Below are 25,433 nucleotides of genomic sequence, written 5' to 3'. Positions count from 1 at the left end.
CGCACCTTGGGCGCTCCGGGGCTCAGCTGACGCTGCGCCCGAGCACCACTTCAAACACGAAGCGTGAGCCGACATAGGCCAGCAGCAACAACGCGGTACCGACATAAAGCCAGCGCGTCGCGCGCCGGCCGCGCCAGCCACGCAGCAAGCGCCCGCCCAGCAGCGCTGCAAACACGCCCCAGCCGAGCAAGGAAAACACCGTCTTGTGGTCCAGCCGCCAGCGAGCGGCGGTGACGAAGCCCAGCGCCAGCGCCAGCGTCAGCACCACGAAACCGGCCTCGACAAAGCGGAAGGTCAGGCGCTCCAGCCGCAGCAGCGGCATGCCCAGCGGCCCCGCTGCCGGCGCCGCGCGCAAGCGCATCTGGCGCTCCGCGGCATCGAGCATCGTGGCATGCAGCACCGCGGCGCCGAACAGGCCGTAGGACGCCACGCCCAGCACCCAGTGCAGCGGCGCCCAGGGCGAGGCCATGGGCCGCACCTCGCCGGGAAAGGCCCAGGCCAGCAGCACCACCGCGGCTCCGGCGATGGCCAGCACGCGGCGCACGGCCGGCAGCGGCACGAAGCGGCTTTCGATCGCGTGTACCGCAACCATCAGCCACACCGCCAGCGACAGCACCGGCCCGAAGCCCAGCCGCGCACCGGGCTCGGCGCGGCCCCAGCCGCCGATGTCCAGCACCAGCAAGGCGGCGTGCAACAGGCCGCCGGCCAGCAACGCCGGCGCCGGCCAGCGGACCCGCTCATCCACCGAGGCAGCAGCCACGGCGTAGGCCAGCACCGCCACCAGCGCCAGCACCAGCGGCGCCGTGCCCAGCGTGCTGAAACCGCTCATGAACACCCGGACGATAAAATCATCGGCTCAGTGTACTTTCGCGGCCGCCGGGGCTGACCAGCTCCGCCACGTCCGTCATGACGATGGCCTCCACCCTTTCAGACCGCCTGTCACGCCTCGTCAAGACGATGCGCGGCCAGGCCCGCATCACCGAAGCCAACGTGCAGGACATGTTGCGCGAGGTGCGCATGGCGCTGCTCGAGGCCGACGTGGCGCTGCCGGTGGTGCGCGACTTCATCGCCCGCGTGAAGGAGAAGGCGCTGGGCCAGGAAGTCGTCGGTTCGCTGAACCCCGGGCAGATGCTGGTCAGCGTCGTGCACAAGGAACTGGCCGCGACGATGGGCGAAGGCGTCGCCGACCTGAACCTCGCGACGCAGCCGCCGGCGGTCATCCTGATGGCCGGCCTGCAAGGCGCCGGCAAGACCACCACCACCGCGAAACTCGCCAAGCACCTGATCGAGCGCCGCAAGAAGAAAGTGCTGACGGTGTCGGCCGACGTCTACCGCCCGGCGGCCATCGAGCAGCTGAAGACGGTCACGCGCCAAGCCGGCGCCGAATGGTTCCCGTCCACCGGCGAGCAAAAACCGCACGACATCGCACTGGCCGCACTGGACCACGCCAAGCGCCACTACTTCGATGTGCTGCTGGTCGACACCGCCGGCCGCCTGGCCATCGACGAAGCGCTGATGGCCGAAATCCGCGACCTGCATGCCACGCTCAAGCCGGTGGAGACACTCTTCGTCGTCGATGCCATGCAAGGCCAGGACGCGGTGAACACCGCCAAGGCCTTCAAGGAAGCGCTGCCGCTCACCGGCATCGTGCTGACCAAGCTCGATGGTGATTCACGCGGCGGCGCGGCGCTGTCGGTGCGACAGGTCACCGGCGCGCCGATCAAGTTTGCCGGTGTCTCCGAGAAGATCGACGGGCTCGAAGTCTTCGACGCCGATCGCCACGCCGGCCGCGTGCTCGGCATGGGCGACATCGTCGCGCTGGTCGAGGAAGTGCAGAAGAACGTTGACTTCGATGCCGCGCAGAAGCTGGCCGACAAGGTCAAGTCCGGGGACGGCTTCGACCTCAACGACTTCCTGATGCAGATCTCGCAGATGAAGAAGATGGGCGGCCTGTCCGGCCTGATGGACAAGCTGCCGAGCGCGATGACCGCCAAGGCCGGCAACGTCGACATGGACAAGGCCGAACGCGACGTGCGCCGCATGGAAGGCATCATCCATTCGATGACGCCGCTGGAACGCCGAAAACCCGAACTGATCAAAGCCAGCCGCAAGCGCCGCATCGCCACCGGCGCTGGCGTTCACGTGCAGGAAGTCAACCGCATGCTGAACCAGTTCGAACAGATGCAGGGCATGATGAAGAAGATGAAGGGCGGCGGCCTGATGAAGATGATGAAGCGCATGGGCGGCATGAAGGGGCTGATGCGCTAGTCCTGCGCCCGCAAGTTCGGACGGGCCATCTGGACGCATCTTGATACATCTGTCGCAGCCGTCTCACGACGCCGGGCGACATTTGCCCTTCAGTCCAGCGGACTCAGTGCCGAACATCCGGACATGATGCCCGTCGACGCTACCGCCGTCCTGGCACTGGCCACTGCGCTGGTGCTGATCCTCTCGCTGTTCGCCGCCCGCCGCCGCAGACCGCCGCCGGCGCGCGGGGGGGCCCGACGCGACAACCCGGACACCGTGCAGGCCTTCACGCCGGTGCCGGTGCGGGTGCTGACGGTCGCCGAACGCCAGGCCCACACGCTGCTGCGCCAGGCCATGCCCGGCTACCTGGTGCTGGGGCAGGTGCCCTTGAGCCGCTTCATGAGCGTGCCGCACCGCCACGCCGAATGGCTGCAGCGCATCAGCGGCCTCAGTGCCGATCTGCTGCTGTGCGACAGCGGCTCACGCGTGCTGGCCGTGATTGACGTGCGCCCCACGCGGCTGAGCGACAACAGCCGCCGCCGCCACGAACGCATGACTTCGCTGCTGCGCAAGGCCGGCATCAAGGTGCTGTCGTGGCAGGAAGAGGCACTGCCGGATGTGGCCATGGTGCGCAACCAGTTGCTGCCGATGCTGGCCGCCCCTTCCGCGGCCCGCGAGGCGACGGCGAATTCACGGCCGATGCCGATGATCCCGGTGGCCGAGATCCTGGCCGAAGGCGACTCCGACCACGAGGACACCAGCATGGAGCCGGTGCCCTCGGCGATGTTCGACGACTTCGAGCCGGTGCCAGTGCAAGCGCGATAGCGCTTCGCAACAACCTCAATCCAGCAAGGCCTGCGCGAACTCACGCGCCTTGAATGTTTCCAGATCCTCCAGCTTTTCGCCGACGCCGATGAAGTAGACCGGGATCGGCCGCTCGCGTGCAATCGCCGCGAGCACGCCGCCCTTGGCCGTGCCGTCGAGCTTGGTGACGATCAAGCCCGTGAGTTGCAGCGCATCGTCGAAGGCCCTGACCTGCGCCAGCGCATTCTGGCCGGTGTTGCCGTCGACCACCAGCAGCACTTCATGCGGCGCACTGGCATCGGCCTTGGCGATGACGCGGCGGATCTTCTTCAGCTCCTCCATCAGGTGCACCTGCGTCGGCAAGCGGCCGGCGGTGTCCGCGATCACCACGTCGCGGCCGCGGGCCTTGCCGGCAGTCACCGCATCGAAGGTCACTGCCGCCGGATCTGCGCCTTCCTGGCTGACGATCTCGACCCGGTTGCGGTCGGCCCACACCGCCAGCTGTTCACGCGCTGCGGCGCGGAAGGTGTCGGCGGCGGCCAGCAACACGCTCTGCTCGGCATCGGCCAGGTGCCGCGTCAGCTTGCCGATGCTGGTGGTCTTGCCCGCGCCGTTGACGCCGACGACCATGATCACCGTCGGCTCATGCTGGCCGACGACCAAGGCCTTCTCCAGCGGCTTGAGCAGGTCGGTCACCGCATCGGCCAGCAGCGCCTTGACGCGCTGCGGGTGGGTGGCCTTGTCGTCCTTCACCCGCCGCTTCAAGTCCTGCAGCAGGAACTCGGTGGCCTTGACCCCCGTGTCGGCCATCAGCAGCGCGGCCTCCAACTCCTCGTACAGCGCATCGTCGATGCGCGTGCCGATGAACACCTGCGTGATGCTCGATCCGGTCTTGCGCAGGCCGCCGCGCAGGCGGTCGATCCAGCCCGTGCGGGCAGGTGCCCACTCGTCGAACCATGCCACGGGCTCCAGCGCTGCGGCCGACTCGTCGCTTACCGGCGCTGAAGCCGGCACCGCCACTGGCGCCCGCGCCGGCAACGGTGCAGCTGCCAGCGGCGGCACAGGCACCTCGGCAGCAGGTGCGACCACCTCCTGCATCGTGTACACCGGCTCCGGAAGGGGCGCCTTTTTCTTGAAGAAGCTGAACATGGAGATCCGTGGGTTGCCGCCGCGTTGAGTCAGGCTCATCGCGGCGGGCTCAAAAGTAGCCGCTATACTCGCGGGCTCGAGGCGCTTTAGCTCAGTCGGTTAGAGCGACGGAATCATAATCCGCAGGTCCGGGGTTCGAATCCCTGAAGCGCCACCAGACCCCGGCCCGAGACTTCCCAGTCTCGGGCTTTTTTCTTGCCACAGCCCCTGGATGAACACCATGTACCGCTGTGTTGTCGGCGCCGCCCTGCTCGGCGCAAGCTTCGTTGCCGTCCATGCCCAGGCGGTGCGGCCCTTCCCGTCGAACGCGCTGCGTGGCCAGTTGGTGGTGACGCAACCGCCCGAGGTGCTGCTGAACAACCAGCCGGCGCGCCTGTCGCCCGGTTCGCGCATCCGCGGCGACAACAACATGCTGGTCTTGTCCGGCGCGGCCATCGGCCAGAAGCTGCTGGTGAACTACACGCTGGACTCCAGTGGCCAGGTGCACGACGTCTGGATCCTGCGCAGCGACGAAGCCGCACGCCAGCCCTGGCCGACCACACGCGACGAAGCGCAGCGCTGGTCCTTCGATGCCGCGTCGCAGACCTGGACCAAGCGCTGAATCCGCGGGGCACACCATGACGAAGAAGGTCTACATCCGCAGCTTCGGCTGCCAGATGAACGAGTACGACGCCGACAAGATGGCCGATGTGATGCGCGTGGCCGAAGGCTACGAGCCCACCAGCGACCCCGAAGCGGCCGACCTGATCCTGTTCAACACCTGCTCGGTGCGCGAGAAGGCACAGGAGAAAGTGTTCTCCGACCTCGGCCGCGTCAAGCACCTGAAGGCCAAGGGCGTGCTGATCGGCGTCGGCGGCTGCGTTGCCAGCCAGGAAGGCGCGGCCATCATCGACCGCGCACCGTATGTCGACGTGGTGTTCGGCCCGCAGACCCTGCATCGACTGCCGCAACTGCTGGACGCACGCCGCGCCCAGGGCCGGCCGCAGGTCGACATCAGCTTCCCTGAGATCGAGAAGTTCGACCACCTGCCGCCGGCCAAGGTCGACGGCGCATCGGCCTTCGTGTCGATCATGGAAGGCTGCTCGAAGTACTGCTCCTACTGCGTGGTGCCCTACACCCGCGGCGAAGAAGTGAGCCGCCCCTTCGACGACGTGCTGGCCGAAGTGGCCGGACTGGCCGCGCAGGGCGTCAAGGAAGTCACGCTGCTGGGCCAGAACGTCAACGCCTACCGCGGCACCATGGGCAACACCGGCGAGATCGCCGACTTCGCGCTGCTGCTCGACGACGTGCACGAGATCCCCGGCATCGAGCGCATCCGCTACACCACCAGCCACCCGAACGAGTTCACGCAGCGGCTGGTCGATGCCTACGCCCGCCTGCCCAAGCTGGTGAATCACTTGCACCTGCCGGTGCAGCATGGCTCCGACCGCATCCTGATGGCGATGAAGCGTGGCTACACCACGCTGCAATACAAGAGCACGATCCGCAAGCTGCGTGCACTGCGCCCTGACATCAGCCTGTCCACCGACTTCATCGTCGGCTTCCCCGGCGAGACCGACGAAGACCACCAGAAGACCTTGCAGTTGATCCGCGATGTCGGCTACGACGCCTGCTTCAGCTTCATCTTCAGCCCGCGCCCTGGCACGCCGGCGGCGAACCTGCACGACGACACGCCACACCGCGTGAAGCTGGCACGCCTGCAGGAACTGCAGGCCCTGCTCGAAGAGAACGTGCAGCGCATCAGCGCATCGCGGGTCGGCACGGTGCAGCGCATCCTCGTCGAAGGGCCCAGCCGCAAGAGCGCCGCCGAGTTGATGGGCCGCACCGAGTGCAACCGCATCGTCAATTTCGACGGCGGGCCGCAGTCCGCGCGCCTGATCGGTCAGATGATCGACGTGACCATCACGCAGGCGCTGCCGCATTCGCTGCGCGCCGAAGTGCTGGTGCACGACGCCGCGCTGGCTTGAATGTCCACCGCTTGGGGCAGCCCGGCGCTGGCGTGAGCCGCGCGCCTTCGGTCAGCGGCCGCCGGAACGGAAACCGGCCCACCACAAGGCCGCGGCACAGGCCGGCACCATCGCGGCGTAGGTGCCCATGCGGCCATCGCGGCCGGTGATCACCAGGCCGGCGATCAGCACCACCGCGCAGGCGGCACTGCTCCACAGCGCCAGCCGGCGCCAGCGCACGGCCTTCAGTTCACGGTGCCACAGCAGCTTGGCAGCAGCGGCCGCGATCATGCCCATGCCGATCGCCGGAGCGAGCAGGTTCAGCAGATGCCAGAAAGCGTCGATCACACCCATGAGCGCAACGAGGCACTGGCGCCCCGGGGCTTGATCCAGCGCAAGCGGCCCGAGCGGCCAGTGCAGCCGAAAAAAGTGCGGAATTCTATAATCGCGCCATGACCGTGTTCACCCTCGGCCTGAACCACACGACCGCGCCGGTGGACCTGCGAGGGCGCTTTGCGTTCGCGCCCGAACAACTCTCGCCGGCCCTGCAGGGCTTTCGCGAGCGCCTGCGCCGCGCGCTGCCCGAAGCCGCACTGCTGTCCACCTGCAACCGCACCGAGCTGTATGTTGCGGCGGCGCAGCCGGGCCAGGTGCGTGAACTGGTGCATCCGGCGATCGACTGGCTGGCCGCGCAGGGCGGCGTCAGTGGCGATCAACTGCGCTCGCACACCTATGTGCTGGAGCAGCGCGAAGCGGCGCGTCACGCCTTCCGCGTGGCCTCGGGGCTGGACTCGATGGTGCTGGGCGAGCCGCAGATCCTGGGCCAGATGAAGCAGGCCGTGCGCGAAGCCGATGCCGCCGGCACGCTGGGCACCACGCTACATCAGTTGTTCCAGCGCTCGTTCTCGGTCGCCAAGGACGTGCGCAGCTCCACCGAGATCGGCGCGCACTCGATCAGCATGGCCGCCGCGGCGGTGCGCCTGGCCTCGCAACTCTTTGAGGACCTCAAGCAGATCCAGGTGCTGTTCGTTGGCGCGGGCGAGATGATCGAACTGGTCGCCACGCATTTTTCGGCGCGCGCACCGAGGATGATGGCCATCGCCAACCGCACGCTGGAGCGCGGCGAGAAACTCGCCGGCCGCTTCGGCGCGCAGGCCCTTCGTCTGGCTGATCTGCCGCAGCGCCTGCATGAGTTCGATGCGGTGATCTCCTGCACTGCCAGCACCTTGCCGATCATCGGGCTCGGTGCGGTGAAGAGCGCGCTGAAGGCGCGGCGCCGCCGGCCGATGTTCATGGTTGACCTGGCGGTGCCGCGCGACATCGAGCCCGAAGTCGCGTCGCTGTCGGATGTCTACCTCTACACCGTCGACGATCTGTCGCAGCTGGTGCAGGCCGCCGGCGAAAAGCGCCAGGCCGCGGTGGCCCAGGCCGAAGCCATCATCGATGCCGGCGTGCAGAGCTTCAGCCACTGGTTGGATCAACGCGCCAGCGTGCCGCTGATCCAGGCCTTGAACGCCCAGGCGGATCAATGGCGCGGGGCAGAGATCGCCCGCGCGCGCAAGCTGCTGGCCAAGGGCGCGGATGTCGAGGCGGTGCTCGATGCGCTGTCGCGCGGGCTGACGCAGAAGCTGCTGCACGGCGCGCTGGCCGAACTGCATGGCAGCGGCGATGGTGAGCAGCGTGCGCAAACCGCCGAGACCATCTCGCGGTTGTTCCTGCGCCAGGCATCGCGCAACCCGACGGACGAGCGCCGTTAGCTGTGCCGCCGCCACCCGCGCGCGGCGCCTCGCCGTGCGTGCCGGTCCGGCCACAGCCTGAACATGCCCCAGATGAAAGACACCCTGCGCCACCAACTGCAACGCTTGGCCATGCGCCTGACGGAGCTCGACGCCCACTTGGCCGACCCGGCGCTGGCCGCTGACATTCAGCGTTACCGCAGCGTCGCGCGCGAGCAGGCCGAAGCTGCCGCGATCGTGCAGCGCTTCCAGGCGCACGAGCAGCGCGAAGCCGATCTCGCCGGGGCGCGCGAGATGCTGGCCGATCCGGAGATGGCCGAGATGGCGCAGGAAGAAGTCACCAGCGCGCAGGCCGACATCGAACGCCTGCATGCCGAGTTGCAGGAAGCGCTGCTGCCGCGCGACCCCGACGACGTGCGGCCGGCCTACATCGAAGTGCGCGCCGGCACCGGCGGCGAGGAGTCCGCGCTGTTCGCCGCCGACCTGGCGCGCATGTATTTGCGCTTCTGCGAGCGCCAAGGCTGGCGCACCGAGGTGATGAGCGAAAGCGCGTCGGACCTGGGCGGCTACAAGGAACTGGTCGTGCGCGTCGAAGGCGACAGCGTCTATGGTCAGCTGAAGTTCGAATCCGGCGGCCACCGTGTGCAGCGTGTGCCCGAGACCGAATCGCAAGGCCGCATCCACACCAGTGCCTGCACGGTGGCGGTGATGCCCGAACCCGATGAACAGGCCGAGGTCACGATCAACCCCAGCGAGCTGCGCATCGACACCTTCCGCGCCAGCGGCGCCGGCGGCCAGCACGTCAACAAGACCGATTCGGCGATCCGCATCACCCACCTGCCCACCGGCATCGTCGCCGAATGCCAGGACGACCGCTCGCAGCACCGCAACAAGGCCAAGGCCATGGCCGTGCTGCTGGCCCGGCTGCGCGACAAGGAACGCGCCGAGCGTGATGCCAAGGAAGCCGCCACGCGCAAGAGCCTGGTCGGCAGCGGCGACCGCTCCGACCGCATCCGCACCTACAACTTCCCGCAGGGCCGGCTGACCGATCACCGCATCAACCTGACGCTGTACAAGCTGGGCGCGATCATGGACGGCGACTTGGGCGACGTGATCGCCGCGCTGAAGGCCGCGCAGGCCCAGGCCCAGCTGGCGGCGCTGGAGGGCGCGGTGTGAGCTTGACCGTGGCCGACGCGCTGGCCTTGGCCCGCGCGCTGGGCCTGGACCGGCTCGATGCCCAGGTGCTGCTGGGCCACCACCTGCAGCAGCCGCGCAGCTGGCTGGTAGCGCACGACGACGCGCCCGTGCCGGCCGACATGGCCGAAGCGTTCGAGGCGGATTGCCTGCGCTGTGCCGACGAGGTGCCGCTGGCCTACCTGACCGGCGAACAGGCTTTCCATGGCCTGCTGCTGAAGGTGACACCGCAGGTGCTGGTGCCGCGGCCCGATACCGAGGCCCTGGTCGACTGGGCGCTGAGCTGCCTGGCCACGGCAAACCTGCCAGCTCCGGAGGTGCTTGATCTCGGCACCGGCAGCGGCGCCATCGCGCTGGCCGTGGCCGATCGATGGCCGACAGCGCGCGTGACCGCCACCGACCTGAGCCCCGAAGCACTGGCCGTCGCGCAAAGCAATGCCGCCCGCCTGGGACTGAGGCTCGAAACCACCGCCGGTGACTGGTGGTCGGCCGTGCCGAACCGTCGCTATGACCTGGCAATGTCGAACCCGCCCTACATCGCCGGCAGCGACCCGCATCTGCCGGCCCTGCGCCACGAACCAACACTTGCGCTGACGCCCGGCGGCGATGGACTGGATGCCATCCGACAGATCGTGGCCGGCGCGCCACAGGCCTTGCGGCCCGGCGCCTGGCTGCTGATCGAGCATGGCTGGGACCAGGCGGCAGCGGTCCGTGCACTGCTGTGCGTTGCGGGACTCACCGAGGTGCAGACACGAACCGACCTCGCCCAACGCCCGCGCTGCAGCGGTGGCCGCTGGCCCACCCTCATCGGTTGACGCATACCCCGGAATTGGTGTGCTTTCTCACGTCAGTTGGTGAACACGGCAGCGAGCAGTCGGCGTACAGTGATTCAAACAGCCGAGGAGACGACCATGCGTTTGACCCTTGTCCTGGCTTTGACGGCCTTCACCGCGCCGGCGCTGGCAGGTGGTGATGGGCTGGTGGCGTCTCCCGATGCGCTGGGCCCACGCTGGCAGGCACGCATAGAAGTCGACACGCTGCCGAACTTCGGCCTGTGGGCCGGCGTGCCGCTCGGCCCGACCAGCATCGTGCAGATGACCCGGCTGCTCGGCGACTACCAACTCGATGCACTGCGCTTCGGCCAGACTGGCGGCCTGCGCCTGACCGGTGGCCTGCTGCTGAATTCACGCTTGCCGATGGCGGGGGCCGAGGCTCGCGGTGCCTGGCCGTACTTCGGCATTGGCTATGCCGGCAGCGGACTGCGCGGCGATTGGGGCTTCAGCGCCGATGTCGGCCTGGCCGCGCAGAACCCCGGGGCGGTCAGCCGGCTCGGCGGCGTATTCAATGGTCGGCTGGACCTGAACGATGCGCTGCGCGAATTGCGGCTGCAGCCGATGATCCGGCTGGGCGTGACCTACAGCTTCTGAATCCCGGCACCGTGCCCGGCCATCGCCACGCTTGGCGGCTGCCGGGCGCGCTTTGCCGTATAAACAAGCTTTGATCTACAGGCGATACCCACCATGAGCGACGTACAACAGCGCATCGACGACATCGTGAAGAGCGGCCGCGTGGTGCTGTTCATGAAAGGCACCAGCCAGTTCCCCCAATGCGGCTTTTCCGGCCGCGCGATCCAGGTGCTGAAGGCCTGCGGCGTGGGCGAGCTGACGACGGTGAATGTGCTCGAAGACGACGCCATTCGCCAGGGCATCAAGGACTACGCTAACTGGCCGACGATTCCGCAGCTGTACATCAACGGCGAATTCGTCGGCGGCTCGGACATCATGATGGAGATGTACCAGTCGGGCGAACTGCAGCAGATGCTCGCCACCCAGTGATGCAGCGTCTGGTCGTCGGCATCACCGGCGCCACCGGCGCGGTGTATGGCGTGCGGCTGCTGCAGCGGGCGCGGGTGTTGGGGCTCGAAACGCACCTGGTCGTCTCCGCGGCGGGTGTGCTGAACGCGCACCATGAACTCGGATTGGACCGCAATGCACTGGACGCACTGGCCGACAAAGCCTATGCGCCTGGCGACATCGGCGCCTGCGTCGCCAGCGGCAGCTTTTCAACCGCCGCGATGGCCGTTGCACCCTGCTCGATGAAAACACTTGCCGCCATCGCACACGGCCTCTCCGACAACCTGCTGACGCGCGCCGCCGATGTCACGCTGAAGGAGCGCCGGCCGCTGCTGTTGATGGTGCGCGAGACGCCATTCAATCTGGCCCACCTGCGCAACATGAGCGCGGTGACCGAGATGGGCGGCATCATCTTTCCGCCGCTGCCGGCCTTCTACCACCGGCCGACATCGATCGATGAGCTGGTCGATGACACGGTTGAACGGGCACTGGCGCTGCTCGGTGCGCAGCAGGCGAACCCCAAGGCCTGGGCCGGTTTGCGCTGAGTTCAGGCTGACCACAGCCGCCGCGCGGCGAGCACGGCGTTCGGGTATTCATCGCGGCCGCGGCTGCCGTTGTAGCGGCCCAGCGCCAGCGACAGGTTGCCGCGCTCGAGCTCCAGGTAGTGCCGCAGGATCACGCAGCCGAAGCGCAGGTTCGTCTGCATGTGGAACAGCTTGGCGGCATCGCCATCGCCGATCAGCTTGGTCCAGAACGGCATCACCTGCATGTAGCCGCGGGCCCCGGCCGAGCTGATGGCGTATTTGCGAAAGCCGCTCTCGACCTGGATCAGCCCGAGCACCAGCGCAGGCTCCAGGCCGGCGCGCTTGCTCTCGTACCACAGCGTCTCGAGGAACTCGATGCGCGTGTGCAACTCGCTCTTGCGGCGCTTGAGCTTGTCGCTCGTCGCCGAGAGCCAGCGCAGGTAGCTCACGCGGGCGTCGGTGCTGGCAAAGCCGGGCTTGGGCGGCGCGGCACTGGCAATCGCCGCCGTCAGTGCCGTGCGCACTGCATTGGCCAGCGGCTCCTCGGTCTGCGCGCCCGCGTGCGCCGGCGCCTGCACAACACCGCCGAGGCCGGCCGCCGCAGCCGCCAGCAGCGCGCGGCGGCGCATGCCGGTCATGCAGCCAGCCGCTCCTTGACCAGACCGACCGCATCGGCCAGCGCCACGACGCTGGCCTGCGCCTCACGCCGGCCTTGCAACTCGACCGTGCCAGCCTTCAGGCCACGGTCGGAGATCACCACGCGCTGCGGCACACCCACCAGTTCCCAGTCGGCGAACATCGCGCCGGGCCGCTCGCCACGGTCGTCGAGCATCACGTCGACGCCCTGCGCCTGCAAGGTCTCGTGCAGCGCATCGGCAGCCTCGCGCACCTCGGCGCTGCGCTCGTAGCCGATGGGGCAGATCACCACCGCGAAGGGCGCAATCGCCGCCGGCCAGATGATGCCGCGACCATCGTTGTTCTGCTCGATCGCCGCACCCAGGATGCGCGTGACGCCGATGCCGTAGCAGCCCATCTCCATCAGCTGCGGCTTGCCGGTCTCGTCCAGGTAAGTCGCGTTCATCGCCTTCGAATACTTGGTGCCGAGGTAGAACACATGACCGACCTCGATGCCGCGCTGGATCGCCAGCACGCCCTTGCCGTCGGGTGAAGGATCACCGGCCACGACGTTGCGCAAGTCGGCCACCGCATCGGGCTCCGGCAGATCGCGGCCCCAGTTGACGCCGGTGAGGTGGAAGTCGCCCTCGTTGGCGCCGCAGACGAAATCACTCATCGCGGCCACCGTGCGATCGGCCACCACCTTCACCGGCTGGCGCAAGCCCGAGTGTTGGAAGACAGGACCCAGGTAGCCGGGCTTGCAGCCGAAGTGCTCCTCGATCTCGGCGACGGTGGCAAATCGCCAGCCTTCCTTCAGGCCCTCGACCTTGCCGGCCTTGATCTCGTTCAGGTCGTGATCACCGCGCACCAGCAACAGCCACACGGTGGTCTTGACGATGTCGCCGGCCTCATTGAGCTGGTCGGTGGCCAGCACCAGCGATTTCACGGTCTGCGCCAGCGGCAGGCCGAGCAGCGTGGCCACATCGGCACAGGTGCTCTTGCCCGGTGTCGGCGTCTTGACCATCGCCTGCGTCGGCGCGGCGCGCATGCCCAGCGCCACGCCTTCGGCCAGCTCGATGTTCGCCGCGTAGTCGCTGGTCGGGCAATACACCAGTGCGTCTTCACCGGTGTCGGCGATGACCTGGAACTCATGCGACAGGTCACCGCCGATCGCGCCGGTGTCAGCCGCCACCGCGCGGTACTGCAGGCCGAAGCGGTCGAAGATGCGCTTGTAGGCCGCGAACATGATGTCGTAGCTCTTGGCGGCGCCGTCCTTGTCACGGTCGAAGGAATACGCGTCCTTCATCGTGAACTCGCGGCCGCGCATGATGCCGAAACGCGGGCGGCGCTCGTCGCGGAACTTGGTCTGGATGTGGTAGAAATTCTTCGGCAGCTGGCGGTAGCTGCGCAACTCCTGGCGCGCGATGTCGGTCACCGCTTCCTCTGAAGTGGGCTGCAGGATGAAGTCGCGGTCATGGCGGTCCTTCATGCGCAGCAGCTCGGGCCCGTACTTCTGGAATCGTCCGGACTCCTGCCACAACTCGGCCGGCTGCACCACCGGCATCAGCAACTCCACCGCACCCGCGCGGTTCATCTCCTCGCGGATGATGGCCTCGACCTTGCGGATCACGCGCAAACCCATCGGCATGTAGTTGTAGATGCCGGCACTGAGCCGTTTGATCATGCCGGCGCGCATCATCAGTTGATGGCTGATGACTTCGGCATCGGCAGGCGCTTCCTTCAAGGTAGCGATGAAGAACTGGGAGGCTTTCATGGGCGGGTGTCCAAATCGCGGATCGGCCCGGGGTGGCCCGAGCGATCAAATGGCACCTGGCGAGGATGCATGCGGGTAAGCGAGGGTTCGCCCGCCGCACGCTGCCGGTGCAATAATTATTTCAATTTAGAAATTGGGGTTGATTATGCTCGACCGTGAAGGCTTCAGGCCCAACGTCGGCATCATCCTGCTCAACTCGCGCAACCAGGTCTTCTGGGGCAAACGGCTGCGAACCCATTCGTGGCAATTTCCCCAGGGCGGCATCAAATATGGTGAGTCGCCGGAGCAGGCCATGTTCCGCGAGCTGCATGAAGAAGTCGGCTTGCATCCCGAGCACGTCAAGATCCTGGCGCGCACGCGCGACTGGCTGCGCTATGAAGTGCCCGAGCACTTCATCCGCAAGGATGCGCGGGGCCACTACAAGGGCCAGAAGCAGATCTGGTTCCTGCTGCGCCTGGTCGGCCGCGATTGCGACCTCGACCTGCGCGCCACCGACCACCCGGAGTTCGACGCCTGGCGCTGGAACGACTACTGGGTGCCGCTGGAGCTGGTGATCGAGTTCAAGCGCGACGTCTATCAGATGGCCTTGAGCGAGCTCGCGCGCTTCCTGCCGCGCGTGAACCACTACAACCGCTACTTGCGCGGCGGCATGCGCACGCGTTCGCACGATGAGGGCCACGAGGACCATGGCGGCCTACCGCCAGGCGCCGTGCCGGAGGAGCCACCGGTGACGCAGCCTTCGGAACTGCCGGGGCTCAAGAACCCCGACTGATTCCGGGCTTGCCTCCCCACGCCCGGGCTCGCATGCCTCACTCAGCCCAAGGCAGCATCATCGTCAGCCATAGCAGCTTCTCGAATTCCGGCTCGAAGCGGTCGATGATGTCCTGCGGCTGCGGGCACAGCGCGTGGTCGGTGATCAGGCCGAACTGCACGCCGCCGCCGTAGCTGAGGATGCTGACGCCCATGCCGATGTTGCCGGAGGCCGGCACCCAGAACATCGTCTGGCGCAGCGTGGAGCCGGCCAGCTTCAGCGGCGTGGCCGGGCCTGGCACATTGGTCATCACCGCGGTGGCCTTCTTCGAGAACATGCCGAGCACGAGATCCTGCACCGGCTTGACGAACAGCCCCACCATCGACAGCACCGCAAAAGCCAGCAGCGGCTGATAACTGCCCTTGAGCTCGGCCATGCGAGCACGCACCGCGTACACCCGTTCGACCGGGTTGGCGATGCCGATCGGCAGCACCAGCGGCACCAGGCCGAAGCGGTTGCCCAGCTGCCAGGCCTTCTCCAGCGGGCGCAGGTTCACGGGCACCATCGCGCGGATCTCCTTGCCCTCGGGGTCTTCGCCGCGATCCGCCAGATAACGGCCGATGGCCCCGGCCACACAGGACAGCAGCACATCGTTGATCGAGCAGCCCAGGCCCTTGCCGATGACCTTGACCTGCTCCAGCGGCATCGGCTCGCCCCAGGCGACGACCTTCCTGCCATCGGGCTGGCCTTTGAGCTGCGTGGGCGAATCGTCGGACATCACCGCGATGGCCGCGACGTCGTTGAGCACCTGGAAGCCCGAGCGCGCCATGTCCAGCGAGCCGAGCAGCGGCTGCTGCGGGTTCGACAGCATGTCCAGCGACTTGGCGACACCACCACCGCCCAGGCCGATGGCCTTGACGGTGATGTCGGTCAGCGGCTTCAGCACCGCGTCGGACAACCAGTCGCCTTCGCTCGATTCTTCGGCCTCCTTGCGCTTGCGGCGTTGCGGCGGGTCGTTGCCGCCATCGGTGATCGACAGCATCACCGAGATCAGCGCAATGCCGTCGGCGATGCAGTGGTGCACGCGGGCGATCAGCGCGCTGCCGCCTTCGTAATCGTCGATCAGCTGGAACTGCCACAGCGGGCGCTCGGGGTCCAGTGGCGTGGTCGCCAGTTCGCCGCAGCGCTGCTGCAGCGCGGCGCGTTCGCTCTGGCCAGGCTCACGATGCAGTTGCTCGCTGAGCACGTGGTGTGCGATGTCGAAGTCTTCGTCTTCGACCCAGCTGGCGCCCATTGCATCGGCCACAGCCTTCTGCTTGAAGCGTTCGTACTTCAGCAGCTTGTCGGCGACCCGTTCGCGCAGGGCCTCCAGCGTGATGGCTGGTGTCAGCAGCCAGACGCCGACGATCATCATCAGGTTGACGTCGTTGTCCATGCGAAGCCACGCGGTATCGACACGCGACATGCGGCTGGAAGCGACGGCGGTTGTCATCGGGGTTTGTCTCCTGGGTTTCTCGCTCTAGGGCAAGGGGCACGATGCTGGGTAACATCGGCGCCGTCAAGACCGATTTTCACGCAGAGGACACCATGGCCGATCTCAAAGCCGCCTTCGAACAAGCGCTCGCCGACAGCAAGCAGTTGCCGGAGAAGCCCGACAACATGACCTTGCTGAAGATCTACTCGCTGTACAAGCAGGCCACCGCCGGTGATGTCGAAGGCAAGCGCCCCGGCTTCACCGACATGGTCGGCCGCGCGAAGTGGGACGCCTGGAACGAACTGAAAGGCAAGGATGCCGATTCGGCGATGCAAGAGTACGTCGACCTGATCGAATCCCTGAAGTAAGCGAACTCAGGCCTTCTTCTTCGGTGCGGCCTTCTTGGCCGCGGCTGCCTTGCCGAGCAGGCCATCGAGGTTCTTCTCGATCTCGCTCTCGATGGTCTTCGAGAATGCGCCGAGCAGGAAGCCGAGCGTGGCCTGCAGGTCGAAGTGATCCGCGGCCACCGTCAGCGTGCCATTGACGCCGGAGCGGGTGAACTCGACCGTGTCGCTGGTCTCGCCTTCGAGCACCGTGCATTCCATGTCGAACTTCTTCTCGACTTCCTCGGCCCATTGCCAGGCCACCTTGCGGGCCTTGGCCAGCCCGAGCTGGTGATCACGGTGGATGCGGATGTCGGCCATGGCCTCGGTCTCCTTTGTTGTGCTCGGCTCAGCGCCGCTGCTGCAGTGTGGCGCGGCGTTCGGCCTTCGGCAAGGCGGCCAGGCGCTGAACCTCGGCATAGAAGCGCGTGAAGTCGCGGCCTTGCGCGTTGAACAGGCGCTCGAAGTCCGGCACCAGTTCGTCATAGGCCGCCTGCACGCCGAGTGAGGCGTTGTTGGCGCGCTGAGCCCAGCTGTCGTAGCCGCTGTAGCCGGCCCAGGCCTCGACCTTCAGGCGCATCAATTCGGCGCGCATCGCGGCCAGGATCTCGGTCTTGCGCGTGCGCTTGTCGGCACCGGACATGGCGCTGCGGTACAGCGCTTCCAGCGATGCGCGTGTGCGCAGGCCCAGCGCGCGGAAGTCGCGGCGGCGCTGCTCGTAGGCCGCGTCATCGGCGTCCCCCAGGCCGTGGGACTCACGCCAGCGCGCCCCGCCCAGGCGTTCCACGGCTGTCGCGAAAGACTCGTTGAAGCTCGTGTCGTCGGCCGCATAGGCCACCTGGTGCGCGAGCTCGTGAAAGATCAGCCGCGCCAGTTCGCCCTCGGGCCAGCGGATGAAGGTGTTCAGCAACGGGTCGCCGCCAAGCCAGTTGGTCCAGCCCAAGGTCGAATAGGCCGACACGCCGTAGACATTGACGTCCAGGCCCTCGGCCTTCAAGGTCTCGGCCAGCGCGTCGGCTGCCGCGCGGTCGAAATAGCCGCGGTAGCCGACACAACCCATCATCGGGTAGCACCAGGTCTTCAGCGTCAGCGACAACTCGGGCGCCGCGACGACATTCCACACCACGGCATTGCGGCCGAGGTCGGCATAACTGCGGTAGCTGCGGTTGTCGGGCAGGTGCAGTTCGCGCACCGCGAAGTCGCGCATCTGTTGTGACAGCTTCAGGCGTTCGCGCAGCGCGGCGGGCGTGGCCTCGTCGGCCAGCCAGTCGGTGACCGGCCGCGCGCGGCGCATCAGCTCGAGGTGGCCGCCGACCGACTGCGCGTAGTAGCCCAGCGACGAACAACCCACGAGGCTCACCGTCGATGCGAGCGCCAGCACCAGCAGCGCGCCGATCCGCTGGCCTCGGCCGAGCGTCATGCCGGCGCCACCTCCACCAGGCAGTCGTAGAAGGTCGGCGCGCGGCCGATGTCGGTGAGGCGCTGGCTGGTCAGCTCATTGACGTTCGTGCCCTGCACGCCGAACTTGCGCCACCACACGCCCAGGCCATTGACGACGCCGGGGCGCGCGCGGCTGTTCAGTGCCGCCTTGCAGCGGTAGCGGCCGCGCTCGTTGAAGACATCGACCATCGCGCCGTCGGCGATACCGCGTGGCGCCGCGTCGTCCGGATGGATCTCGACCAAGGGCTCGCCTTCGATGCTACGCAGGCTCCTGACGTTGACGAAGCTGGAGTTCAGGAAGTGCCGTGCCGGCGGCGAGATCATCGCCAGCGGGAAGCGCTGCGCCAGCGCCGGCGCCGACAGCACGGCTTCGTAGTTCGGCACATGGTCGGGCACGCCCAGGCCTGGCACGTCCACCTGCACCTTGCCATTCGCCGTCGGGAAGCCACCCTCGGCAAACGGCATCTCGGCAATCGGCAGCTTGACCCAGCCTTGCTCGCGCATCGCGGCCATGTCGATGCCGACGAAGGCCTGCTCGGCAAGCTGTTCGTCGCTGTCAGCAAAACACGGGTCATCGAAACCCATGCGCTGCGCGAGTTCGCGGAAGATCTGCGTGTTCGGCTTCGCCTGGCCAAGCGGCGCAATCGCCGGCTGGTTCATCAGCGCATAGGTGTGGCCGTAGGCGATGTGCACATCCAGATGTTCGAGCTGCGTGGTGGCCGGCAGCACATAGTCCGCGTGGTCGGCGGTGTCGGTGCGGAAGTGCTCGAGCACGACCGTGAACAGGTCGTCGCGCGCAAAGCCCTGCACGACTTTGCGCGACTCGGGCGCCACGGCCACCGGATTGCTGTTGTAGACGATCAGCGCCTCGATCTTCGGGCCGAACGCGGATGAAGCATCGCGCAGCAGGTCGTCGCCGATCGTGCTCATGTTGATGGTGCGCGGCCTGCGGCCGGCGAGCAGGTCCGGGCGGTCCAGCGCCGGATTCCGGAAGGCCTTGAACCAGCCCGAGGCCGACAGCAACATGCCGCCGCCGCGCTGCTTCCACGCGCCCGTCAGGCAGGGCAGCAGCGCGATCAGGCGCACCGCATTGCCGCCGCCATGCACCCGCTGCATGCCGTAGTTCAGGCGGATGGCGACCGGCTTCGTCATGGCGTAGTCGCGTGCCAGTTCGGCGATCACCTCCGCCGGCACGCCGCACACCGCCGCCGCGCGCTCGGGCGGCCAGCTCAGCGCCTTCTCGCGCAAGGCTTCGAAGCCGTCGACATGGCGGGCGATGTAGTCCTGGTCCAGCCAGTTGTGCGTGATCAGCTGATGCATCATCGCCAGCGCCAAGGCGCCATCCGTGCCCGGCAGCAGGGCGATGTGCTGGTGGCACTTGTCGGCCGTCTCGGTGCGCCGTGGATCGATGCAGACCAGCTTCGCGCCATTGCGCTTGGCGGCCTGCGCGAAGGTCCAGAAGTGCAGGTTCGACGCGATCGAGTTGCTGCCCCAGATCAGGATCAGCCGGCTGTCGGCATAGTGCTCCAGGTGCATGCCGAGCTTGCCGCCATAGGTCGCGGCCAACGCGTCGCCGCCGGCGGACGAGCAGATCGTGCGGTCCAGCAGCGAAGCGCCCAACTTGTTGAAGAAACGTCCGGCCATCGCCTCGCCCTGCAGCAGGCCCATGGTGCCGGCATAGCTGTAAGGCTGAATGGCCTGCGGGTCGCGCACAGCAATCGCCTTCAGCCGGGCGGCGATGTCGTCCAGCGCGTCGTCCCAACTCACCGGCACGAACTGGCCGCTGCCCTTGGCGCCCACGCGCTTCAGTGGTGTCAACACACGCTCGTCGTGGTAACTGCGCTCGGCATAGCGCGAGACCTTGGTGCACAGCGCCCCATGCGTGGGCGGATGGTCGGGGTCGCCTTGCACGCGCGTGACCCGGCCGTCTTCGACGGTGATCTTGAGCGCGCAGGTGTCGGGGCAGTCGTGCGGGCAGGCGCCGCGCACGATGTGGGCAGAGGGGCTGCTGGTCGTCATGCGGCAACTATTGCACAGTGTGGCGTCGCCCGCGGCGGAGCGCCGAGGGCTCCGCAGGGGCATGTTCACGGGCGTAAACTGACTCGCTTCCTTTGGAGCGAAGCCGCCATGCGCCTGATCGAATCCATCCTGGCCGATGCAGCCGCCATCGCAACGCTGCGACGCGACATCCACGCCCACCCCGAGTTGTGTTTCGAGGAGCAGCGCACCTCGGATGTCATCGCCAAGGCGCTCACCGACTGGGGCATTCCGGTGCATCGCGGACTGGGCAAGACCGGTGTGGTCGGCATCATCAAGAACGGCACGTCCGATCGCGCGGTCGGCCTGCGTGCCGACATCGACGCCTTGCCGATGACCGAGCACAACACCTTCGCGCATGCCAGTCGCCACCCCGGCAAGATGCATGCGTGCGGGCACGACGGCCATACCGCGATGCTGCTGGCGGCGGCCAAGCATTTGTCGCGGCACCGCAGCTTCGATGGCACGGTGGTCCTGATCTTCCAGCCGGCCGAAGAAGGCGGCGGCGGCGCGCGCGAGATGATCAAGGATGGCCTGTTCACCCTGTTCCCGATGGAAGCCGTGTTCGGCGCGCACAACTGGCCGGGCATGCCGGTGGGCCAGTTCACGCTGAAGAGCGGGCCTTGCTACGCGTCGAGCAACGAGTTCAGGATCACGCTACGCGGCAAGGGCGCGCATGGCGCGATGCCGCACCTGGGGCTGGACCCGGTGCCCGCGGCCTGCCAGATGGTGCAGGCCTTCCAGACCATCATTTCGCGCAACAAGCGGCCGCTGGACACTGGCGTGATCTCGGTGACGATGATCCACACCGGCGAAGCCACCAATGTGATCCCCGAGACCTGCGAGATCCGCGGCACCGTGCGCACCTTCACCACCGAGGTGCTGGACCTGATCGAGCGGCGCATGAAGACCATTGCCGAAGCCACCGCCGCAGCCTTCGAATGCGCCTGCGATTTCGAGTTCAAGCGCAACTACCCGCCGACCATCAACCACGAGGCCGAGACCGACTTCGTGCGGCGCGTGCTCGGCGAGGTGGTCGGCCCGGAGAACGTCACCGAGTTCGAGCCCACGATGGGCGCCGAGGACTTCAGCTACTACCTGCTGGAAAAACCCGGCTGCTATTTCATGATCGGCAACGGCGACGGCGCGCACCGCATCGGCGGCCATGGCCTGGGCCCGTGCATGCTGCACAACCCGAGCTACGACTTCAACGACGAGCTGATTCCGTTGGGTGCCACCGCCTGGGTGCGCATCGCCGAAACCTGGCTGAACACAGCGCGCTGAGTGATGAACACAGCTGAACAATTCTTCGCGCAAAGCTACGCCGAGGCCCGCGGCAAGTTTCTGGACAGCGCCGAAGCCGCCGGCCTGGATGTCGAAAGCCACCCCCACCCGATGGTCGGGCGCGATGGCGAAACGCTGGCGATGGACGTGGTGCGCGACGGGCCCGCCGATGCGCCGGCCGTGCTGTTGCTGTCCAGCGCCTGCCATGGCGTGGAAGGCTTTTGCGGCTCCGGCGCGCAGATTGCGCTGCTGGGCGATGCGAACTTCCGTCGCAGCGCACGTGACGCTGGCGTTGCCGTGCTCTACCTGCACGGCCTCAACCCCTACGGCTTTTCCTGGTGGCGGCGCACGACGCATGAGAACGTCGACCTCAACCGCAACTTCCACGATTTCTCCAAGCCGCTGCCGCGCAACACCGCCTACGACGACGTGTCGCACCTGATCGTGCCGGCGCACTGGCCACCCTCGGCCGAGGTCGAGGCCGGCGTGGCGCAGTACATCGCGACCCATGGCATGAAGGCCTGGCAGGCGGCCGTCTCCGGCGGCCAGTACGAGCATCCCGAAGGCCTGTTCTACGGCGGGCGCAACCCCACCTGGAGCCAGCAGGCGCTGCGCCATGTGCTGCGCGACCATGGCCAGCGCTGCCAACGTCTGGGCTGGATCGATTTCCACACCGGCCTGGGGCCGAGCGGCCATGGCGAGCGCATCTTCGCCTGTCGCGACGATGCCCAGGCCCTGGCCCGTGCACGCGCCTGGTGGGGTCCGGAAGTGACCTCGATCTACGACGGCTCATCCACCTCGGCACCGCTGGTCGGGCTGATGTGGCTGGCGGCCTATGAAGAGTGCGCGCAGGCCGAATACACCGGCATCGCGCTCGAATACGGCACGGTGCAAATCGACGAAGTCCTGAATTCGTTGCGTGCCGATCAATGGCTGGAGAACCACCCGGAGGTCGATCACACGCAGGCCGATGCGATCAAGCGCCGCATCCGCGATGCGTTCTACACCGACACGCCGGTGTGGAAGCAGCAGATCGTCGAGCAGGCGGCTGACGCGGCGCGGCAGGCTGTCGCCGGCCTGCAGCGCTGAATCGGTCAGGCGGTCAGGTTCAGCGTGCTGCCGACACTGCTGCCGGCCAGCGTGGGCTGTGTCGGCGGCACCGGTTCCGGGTTCCTCACCGCACGCGCATCGCGCGCATCACGCAGCGCATCGACCATGATGGTCTTGGCCTGATCGATGTCGCCCTTGGTCAGCGCCACGCCGAGCTTGGCGAACGCAGTGCCCTGGGGCCAGCTGGCCGCTTCAGGCGCGTTCTTGAGGATGTTCTTGTAGGCCTCTTGCGCACCCTCGAGATCGCCGGTGCGCACGGACTTGGTCAGATCATGGAAGTTCGAGTCCCGGCCCCGATCGGGCGTGGGGGCCATGATGCGGCTGGCGGCGGTGCCGGCCTGGAGGCTGGAAATGCTCATGTGCGGCTCCTGGGATTGACTGCATCGCAACAGCGCAGCGCACAGTCCGGTTGAATTGGTTCGCACTGTGGCGCCGGCGGGCGATCGGCTAAAGGCTGAAAAGCAGCAACTTTCCCAGGCAGTTCAGTTGTCCGCCAAGGCGAAGGCGGCATCATTGATGTCCGGTTTCGTCCGCTGGCCGTCGGACTCTGGTCGTCCGGGACGGGCCGTCGTGCGGCACGATGAAGGCCTAGCTTGTCACCACCGGAGAACCTGCATGAACACTGCCCTGCTGCTGATCGACGTCCAACAATCGTTTCACGCGCGTCCGACCTGGTCCGATGCCGACGTGCCGGCCTTCCTGGCGCGCACCAACGCCCTGCTGGCCGGTTGCGCCGCGGGCGGCATCCCGGTGCTGAGCATCTTCCACACCGAGGGACCGCGCGAAGCGTCGAACCCGTTCGCACCGGAAAGCGGGCTGATCCGCCCGCTGGATGGCGTGGCGCCCTATGAAGCAGCCGCCTCGTTCGAGAAGCACCGCCACAGCGCACTGGTCGGCACCGGCCTGGCGGTCTGGTTGCACCGCAACGGCATCCGGCGCCTGATGATCGCCGGCATCCGCACCGAACAATGCTGCGAAACCACCGCCCGACATGCCAGCGACGAGGGCTGGGCGATCGATTTCGTCAGCGAAGCGATGCTCACCTTCGACATGAGCACGCCGGCCGGCGACCGGCTCGGCGCCGCGGCGATCCGCGAGCGCACCGAGACCGTGCTGAGCGGCCGCTTCGTGACATTGACGAGCGTGGCGCAGGCCCTGGAGCGCGCGGCGTGACAGACCGGGCCGCACGGCCGGCACCGAACGTGCAAGACGTGCAAGAGGGCGTACGCTGGAGGGACTTTGCATGGATCGAGAACCACCCCTCGTGAGGCTCTTGCCCGGCAGCGCAGCCGCGATCGACCTGCTGTTCGTCGTGCTGCCCGACACGCTGCTGCTGGACCTGGCCGGCCCGGCCGAGGCCTTTCGCCTGGCCAACCAGGCCTTGCAGCGGCGCGGCCACGACGCGCTGTTCCGGCTGCGCTACATCGGGCCTTTGCCGCAGGTGGCTTCCTCGGTCGGTCTGACGCTGGCCAACATCGAACCGTTGCCGGCGCAGTTGGCCGGCCCGAGTTGGGTGGTGCTGCTCGGCCGGCCCGGTGATGCGATGCAGGGGCTGCGTCGCCAGCGCGCCTGGTTGACCACGCGGGACTGGCTGAGCCGCACGCTGTGGCCGCAACTCGCCGTGCCCGGCGCGCCGCATCGGTTGCTGACCGTCTGCGTCGGCGCCTTGCTGGCCGCCGATGCCGGGCTGATCGGCACCCGCCGCTGCACCACGCACCACGAACTGCTGGACGAACTGGCCGCCCTGGCGCCGCAGGCCCAGGTGCTGGCCAACCGGGTGTTCGTCGAGGACGGGCCGCTGCTGTCCAGCGCCGGCATCACCGCCGGCATCGACCTGGCCTTGCACTGCATCGCGCAGCATGCCGGCGATGCGCTGGCCGCCACCGTCGCGCAGGTGATGGTGGTGCATGGCCGGCGCCATGCGCAGGACCCGCAGCGCTCGCCGCTGCTGGCCTTCCGTGACCACCTGCACCCGGCGGTGCACCGCGTGCAGGAAGCGGTGTGTGAACGGCCCGGCGATCCGTGGTCGGCCGAGGCCTTGTCGGGCATCGCGCATGTCACCTCGCGCCAGCTGACGCGGCTCTTCCGCGAACACACCGGCCTGACGCCGCGCGCCTACGTCGAGCACGTGCGCGTCGCGTTGGCGCAGCAAGCTTTGCGGCGCGGCGCCTCCGGGCTGCAGGCCGCCGACCTGGCCGGTTTCAGCTCCGACCGCCAATGGCGCCGCGCCAAGGCGAGGCATGGAGGCTCGCCCGCGCACCGTGATGTGGCATGACGAGCCAAGGTGCCTGGGTTTATCCGGGTCGCCACATGGCACGCCGTTTGCGTAACATCACCCAAAATCCTGACCAAACGGTCAGCTTAACGGTGAAGCCGGGCCACCTTGCCGCCCGGCGCTGCAGGAGCCGCGCGCGTGTCGACCTCCCCTTCACCTGATGTCCGCGCCGCGCGCCTGGGCGCGGCGGAATATGCCCAGCACTTTGCCGATGCGGCGCCACGGCTCACCCGCACCCAAGCCCTCGTCGAGGCCGAGCGCTGCCTGTACTGCCATGACGCGCCCTGCGCCACCGCCTGCCCGACCGGCATCGACGTGCCCAGCTTCATCCGCCGCATCGCCGACGACAACCTGCGCGGCGCCGCCAGGGCCATCCTCAGCGCCAACCCGCTGGGCGGCACCTGCGCCCGCGTCTGCCCGACGGAGGTGCTGTGTGAACAGGTCTGCGTGCGCACCACGCAACAAGGCAAACCGGTCGAAATCGGACGCCTGCAGCGCTATGCCGTCGATGCGGTGATGGACAAGCCGGTGGCCACGCTGTTCCCGCGTGCCGCGGCCACCGGCCGCCGCATCGCCGTGGTCGGCGCCGGTCCGGCCGGCCTGGCCTGCGCCTTCGGCCTCGCACGCGGGGGCCACGAGGTGGTGATCCACGATGCGCGGCCCAAGGGCGGCGGCCTGAATGAATACGGGCTGGCGTCGTACAAGACCGCCGGCGGTTTTGCCCAGCAGGAGTTGGACTGGTTGATGGCCATCGGCGGCATCAGCCTGCGGACCGACTGGCGTCTGAGCAGCGCCACGCAACTGCTGGCGCTGCGCGAGTCCTTCGATGCGGTGTAC

At 67.6% G+C, this 25,433-nt stretch carries 27 protein-coding genes and 1 tRNA gene; 18 read left to right on the top strand and 10 right to left on the bottom strand.

The window, feature by feature from the left end; all coding sequences use genetic code 11:
• Window positions 1–22: 22 nt before the first annotated feature.
• Complete coding sequence (locus VLK61_RS16205) at window positions 23–829, bottom strand: cytochrome C assembly family protein (RefSeq protein WP_325422643.1); 807 nt, start codon at window positions 827–829, stop codon at window positions 23–25.
• A gap of 83 nt (window positions 830–912) precedes the next feature.
• Between VLK61_RS16205 and ffh the strand changes: the two genes are divergently transcribed.
• Both ffh and VLK61_RS16195 read left to right on the top strand, forming a co-directional pair.
• The gene (gene ffh, locus VLK61_RS16200) at window positions 913–2,268 is read left to right on the top strand and encodes a signal recognition particle protein (RefSeq protein WP_325422642.1); all 1,356 of its coding nucleotides are present in this window, start codon (window positions 913–915) and stop codon (window positions 2,266–2,268) included.
• 123 nt (window positions 2,269–2,391) lie between these two features.
• Window positions 2,392–3,072: a DUF2726 domain-containing protein gene (locus tag VLK61_RS16195; RefSeq protein ID WP_325422641.1), complete on the top strand. Its 681-nt coding sequence runs from the start codon at window positions 2,392–2,394 to the stop codon at window positions 3,070–3,072.
• A gap of 15 nt (window positions 3,073–3,087) precedes the next feature.
• Here the strand turns inward: VLK61_RS16195 and ftsY are convergent, their stop codons facing one another.
• Window positions 3,088–4,200: a signal recognition particle-docking protein FtsY gene (ftsY, locus tag VLK61_RS16190; protein WP_325422653.1), complete on the bottom strand. Its 1,113-nt coding sequence runs from the start codon at window positions 4,198–4,200 to the stop codon at window positions 3,088–3,090.
• A gap of 80 nt (window positions 4,201–4,280) precedes the next feature.
• On the opposite strand from ftsY, the gene VLK61_RS16185 reads away from it, so the two are divergent.
• The 3 genes from VLK61_RS16185 (at window position 4,281) to miaB (ending at window position 6,167) form a co-directional block, all read left to right on the top strand.
• Window positions 4,281–4,357 (top strand) — tRNA-Met (locus VLK61_RS16185).
• Between the two features lie 63 nt (window positions 4,358–4,420).
• Complete coding sequence (locus VLK61_RS16180) at window positions 4,421–4,801, top strand: hypothetical protein (RefSeq protein WP_325422640.1); 381 nt, start codon at window positions 4,421–4,423, stop codon at window positions 4,799–4,801.
• Between the two features lie 16 nt (window positions 4,802–4,817).
• The gene (gene miaB / locus VLK61_RS16175) at window positions 4,818–6,167 is read left to right on the top strand and encodes a tRNA (N6-isopentenyl adenosine(37)-C2)-methylthiotransferase MiaB (protein WP_325422639.1); all 1,350 of its coding nucleotides are present in this window, start codon (window positions 4,818–4,820) and stop codon (window positions 6,165–6,167) included.
• A gap of 51 nt (window positions 6,168–6,218) precedes the next feature.
• Here the strand turns inward: miaB and VLK61_RS16170 are convergent, their stop codons facing one another.
• A complete protein-coding gene (locus tag VLK61_RS16170; protein ID WP_325422638.1) occupies window positions 6,219–6,500 on the bottom strand; it encodes a hypothetical protein in 282 nt (93 codons plus the stop codon).
• 98 nt (window positions 6,501–6,598) lie between these two features.
• On the opposite strand from VLK61_RS16170, the gene hemA reads away from it, so the two are divergent.
• The 6 genes from hemA (at window position 6,599) to VLK61_RS16140 (ending at window position 11,474) form a co-directional block, all read left to right on the top strand.
• On the top strand, window positions 6,599–7,903 hold the full coding sequence (gene hemA, locus VLK61_RS16165) for a glutamyl-tRNA reductase (protein ID WP_325422637.1): 1,305 nt from the start codon (window positions 6,599–6,601) through the stop codon (window positions 7,901–7,903).
• A 72-nt stretch (window positions 7,904–7,975) separates the two neighbouring features.
• Window positions 7,976–9,058, top strand: coding sequence for a peptide chain release factor 1 (prfA, locus tag VLK61_RS16160; protein ID WP_325422652.1), 1,083 nt, complete (start codon window positions 7,976–7,978; stop codon window positions 9,056–9,058).
• A gap of 2 nt (window positions 9,059–9,060) precedes the next feature.
• Window positions 9,061–9,891: a peptide chain release factor N(5)-glutamine methyltransferase gene (gene prmC / locus VLK61_RS16155; RefSeq protein ID WP_325422651.1), complete on the top strand. Its 831-nt coding sequence runs from the start codon at window positions 9,061–9,063 to the stop codon at window positions 9,889–9,891.
• Window positions 9,892–9,987: 96 nt separating this feature from the next.
• Window positions 9,988–10,503 carry a hypothetical protein gene (locus VLK61_RS16150; RefSeq protein WP_325422636.1) on the top strand — a complete coding sequence of 172 codons (516 nt, stop codon included), beginning with the start codon at window positions 9,988–9,990 and terminating at the stop codon, window positions 10,501–10,503.
• Between the two features lie 93 nt (window positions 10,504–10,596).
• Window positions 10,597–10,911, top strand: a complete 315-nt coding sequence (gene grxD / locus VLK61_RS16145; protein WP_325422635.1) for a Grx4 family monothiol glutaredoxin — start codon at window positions 10,597–10,599, stop codon at window positions 10,909–10,911.
• Entirely contained in the window at window positions 10,911–11,474 is a 564-nt protein-coding gene (locus tag VLK61_RS16140; RefSeq protein WP_325422634.1) for a UbiX family flavin prenyltransferase, read from the top strand. The genes grxD and VLK61_RS16140 overlap by 1 nt, the downstream gene beginning before the upstream one ends.
• A 2-nt stretch (window positions 11,475–11,476) precedes the next feature.
• Here the strand turns inward: VLK61_RS16140 and VLK61_RS16135 are convergent, their stop codons facing one another.
• A complete protein-coding gene (locus VLK61_RS16135; protein ID WP_325422633.1) occupies window positions 11,477–12,091 on the bottom strand; it encodes a lytic transglycosylase domain-containing protein in 615 nt (204 codons plus the stop codon).
• Window positions 12,088–13,842, bottom strand: coding sequence for a proline--tRNA ligase (locus VLK61_RS16130; protein WP_325422632.1), 1,755 nt, complete (start codon window positions 13,840–13,842; stop codon window positions 12,088–12,090). Before VLK61_RS16130 ends, VLK61_RS16135 begins: the two co-directional genes overlap by 4 nt.
• Window positions 13,843–13,987: 145 nt before the next feature.
• Between VLK61_RS16130 and VLK61_RS16125 the strand changes: the two genes are divergently transcribed.
• Window positions 13,988–14,614 carry an RNA pyrophosphohydrolase gene (locus VLK61_RS16125; RefSeq protein WP_325422631.1) on the top strand — a complete coding sequence of 209 codons (627 nt, stop codon included), beginning with the start codon at window positions 13,988–13,990 and terminating at the stop codon, window positions 14,612–14,614.
• A gap of 37 nt (window positions 14,615–14,651) precedes the next feature.
• Here the strand turns inward: VLK61_RS16125 and VLK61_RS16120 are convergent, their stop codons facing one another.
• A complete protein-coding gene (locus VLK61_RS16120; protein WP_325422630.1) occupies window positions 14,652–16,085 on the bottom strand; it encodes a wax ester/triacylglycerol synthase family O-acyltransferase in 1,434 nt (477 codons plus the stop codon).
• Window positions 16,086–16,180: 95 nt separating this feature from the next.
• Between VLK61_RS16120 and VLK61_RS16115 the strand changes: the two genes are divergently transcribed.
• Entirely contained in the window at window positions 16,181–16,435 is a 255-nt protein-coding gene (locus tag VLK61_RS16115) for an acyl-CoA-binding protein (protein WP_325422629.1), read from the top strand.
• A gap of 6 nt (window positions 16,436–16,441) precedes the next feature.
• Here the strand turns inward: VLK61_RS16115 and VLK61_RS16110 are convergent, their stop codons facing one another.
• Genes VLK61_RS16110 through VLK61_RS16100 form a run of 3 tightly spaced genes read right to left on the bottom strand, consistent with a single transcriptional unit; the run spans window position 16,442 to window position 19,909 of the window.
• The gene (locus tag VLK61_RS16110; protein WP_325422628.1) at window positions 16,442–16,771 is read right to left on the bottom strand and encodes a polyhydroxyalkanoic acid system family protein; all 330 of its coding nucleotides are present in this window, start codon (window positions 16,769–16,771) and stop codon (window positions 16,442–16,444) included.
• 28 nt (window positions 16,772–16,799) lie between these two features.
• On the bottom strand, window positions 16,800–17,870 hold the full coding sequence (locus VLK61_RS16105; RefSeq protein WP_325422627.1) for an aminopeptidase: 1,071 nt from the start codon (window positions 17,868–17,870) through the stop codon (window positions 16,800–16,802).
• Window positions 17,867–19,909, bottom strand: a complete 2,043-nt coding sequence (locus tag VLK61_RS16100) for a molybdopterin-containing oxidoreductase family protein (protein ID WP_325422650.1) — start codon at window positions 19,907–19,909, stop codon at window positions 17,867–17,869. The genes VLK61_RS16105 and VLK61_RS16100 overlap by 4 nt, the downstream gene beginning before the upstream one ends.
• 108 nt (window positions 19,910–20,017) lie before the next feature.
• On the opposite strand from VLK61_RS16100, the gene VLK61_RS16095 reads away from it, so the two are divergent.
• Entirely contained in the window at window positions 20,018–21,211 is a 1,194-nt protein-coding gene (locus VLK61_RS16095) for a M20 aminoacylase family protein (RefSeq protein WP_325422626.1), read from the top strand.
• Between the two features lie 3 nt (window positions 21,212–21,214).
• The gene (locus VLK61_RS16090) at window positions 21,215–22,300 is read left to right on the top strand and encodes a M14 family metallopeptidase (RefSeq protein WP_325422625.1); all 1,086 of its coding nucleotides are present in this window, start codon (window positions 21,215–21,217) and stop codon (window positions 22,298–22,300) included.
• A gap of 5 nt (window positions 22,301–22,305) precedes the next feature.
• Here VLK61_RS16090 and VLK61_RS16085 read toward each other — a convergent pair whose 3' ends face one another.
• Window positions 22,306–22,680, bottom strand: coding sequence for a hypothetical protein (locus VLK61_RS16085; protein WP_325422624.1), 375 nt, complete (start codon window positions 22,678–22,680; stop codon window positions 22,306–22,308).
• A 256-nt stretch (window positions 22,681–22,936) separates the two neighbouring features.
• Between VLK61_RS16085 and VLK61_RS16080 the strand changes: the two genes are divergently transcribed.
• The 3 genes from VLK61_RS16080 to VLK61_RS16070 form a co-directional block, all read left to right on the top strand.
• On the top strand, window positions 22,937–23,494 hold the full coding sequence (locus VLK61_RS16080) for an isochorismatase family protein (protein ID WP_325422623.1): 558 nt from the start codon (window positions 22,937–22,939) through the stop codon (window positions 23,492–23,494).
• Between the two features lie 91 nt (window positions 23,495–23,585).
• On the top strand, window positions 23,586–24,596 hold the full coding sequence (locus VLK61_RS16075; RefSeq protein ID WP_325422622.1) for a GlxA family transcriptional regulator: 1,011 nt from the start codon (window positions 23,586–23,588) through the stop codon (window positions 24,594–24,596).
• A 138-nt stretch (window positions 24,597–24,734) separates the two neighbouring features.
• Window positions 24,735–25,433, top strand: a 699-nt coding sequence (locus tag VLK61_RS16070; protein WP_325422621.1) for an NAD(P)-binding protein, incomplete at its 3' end; no start/stop codon positions are given.

It is taken from the genome of Aquabacterium sp. (assembly GCF_035476535.1).
Classification (GTDB): Bacteria; Pseudomonadota; Gammaproteobacteria; order Burkholderiales; family Burkholderiaceae_C; genus Pseudaquabacterium.
The sequence above is the reverse complement of the archived record's forward strand: the minus strand, read 5'-3'. Positions and strand labels throughout refer to the sequence as shown.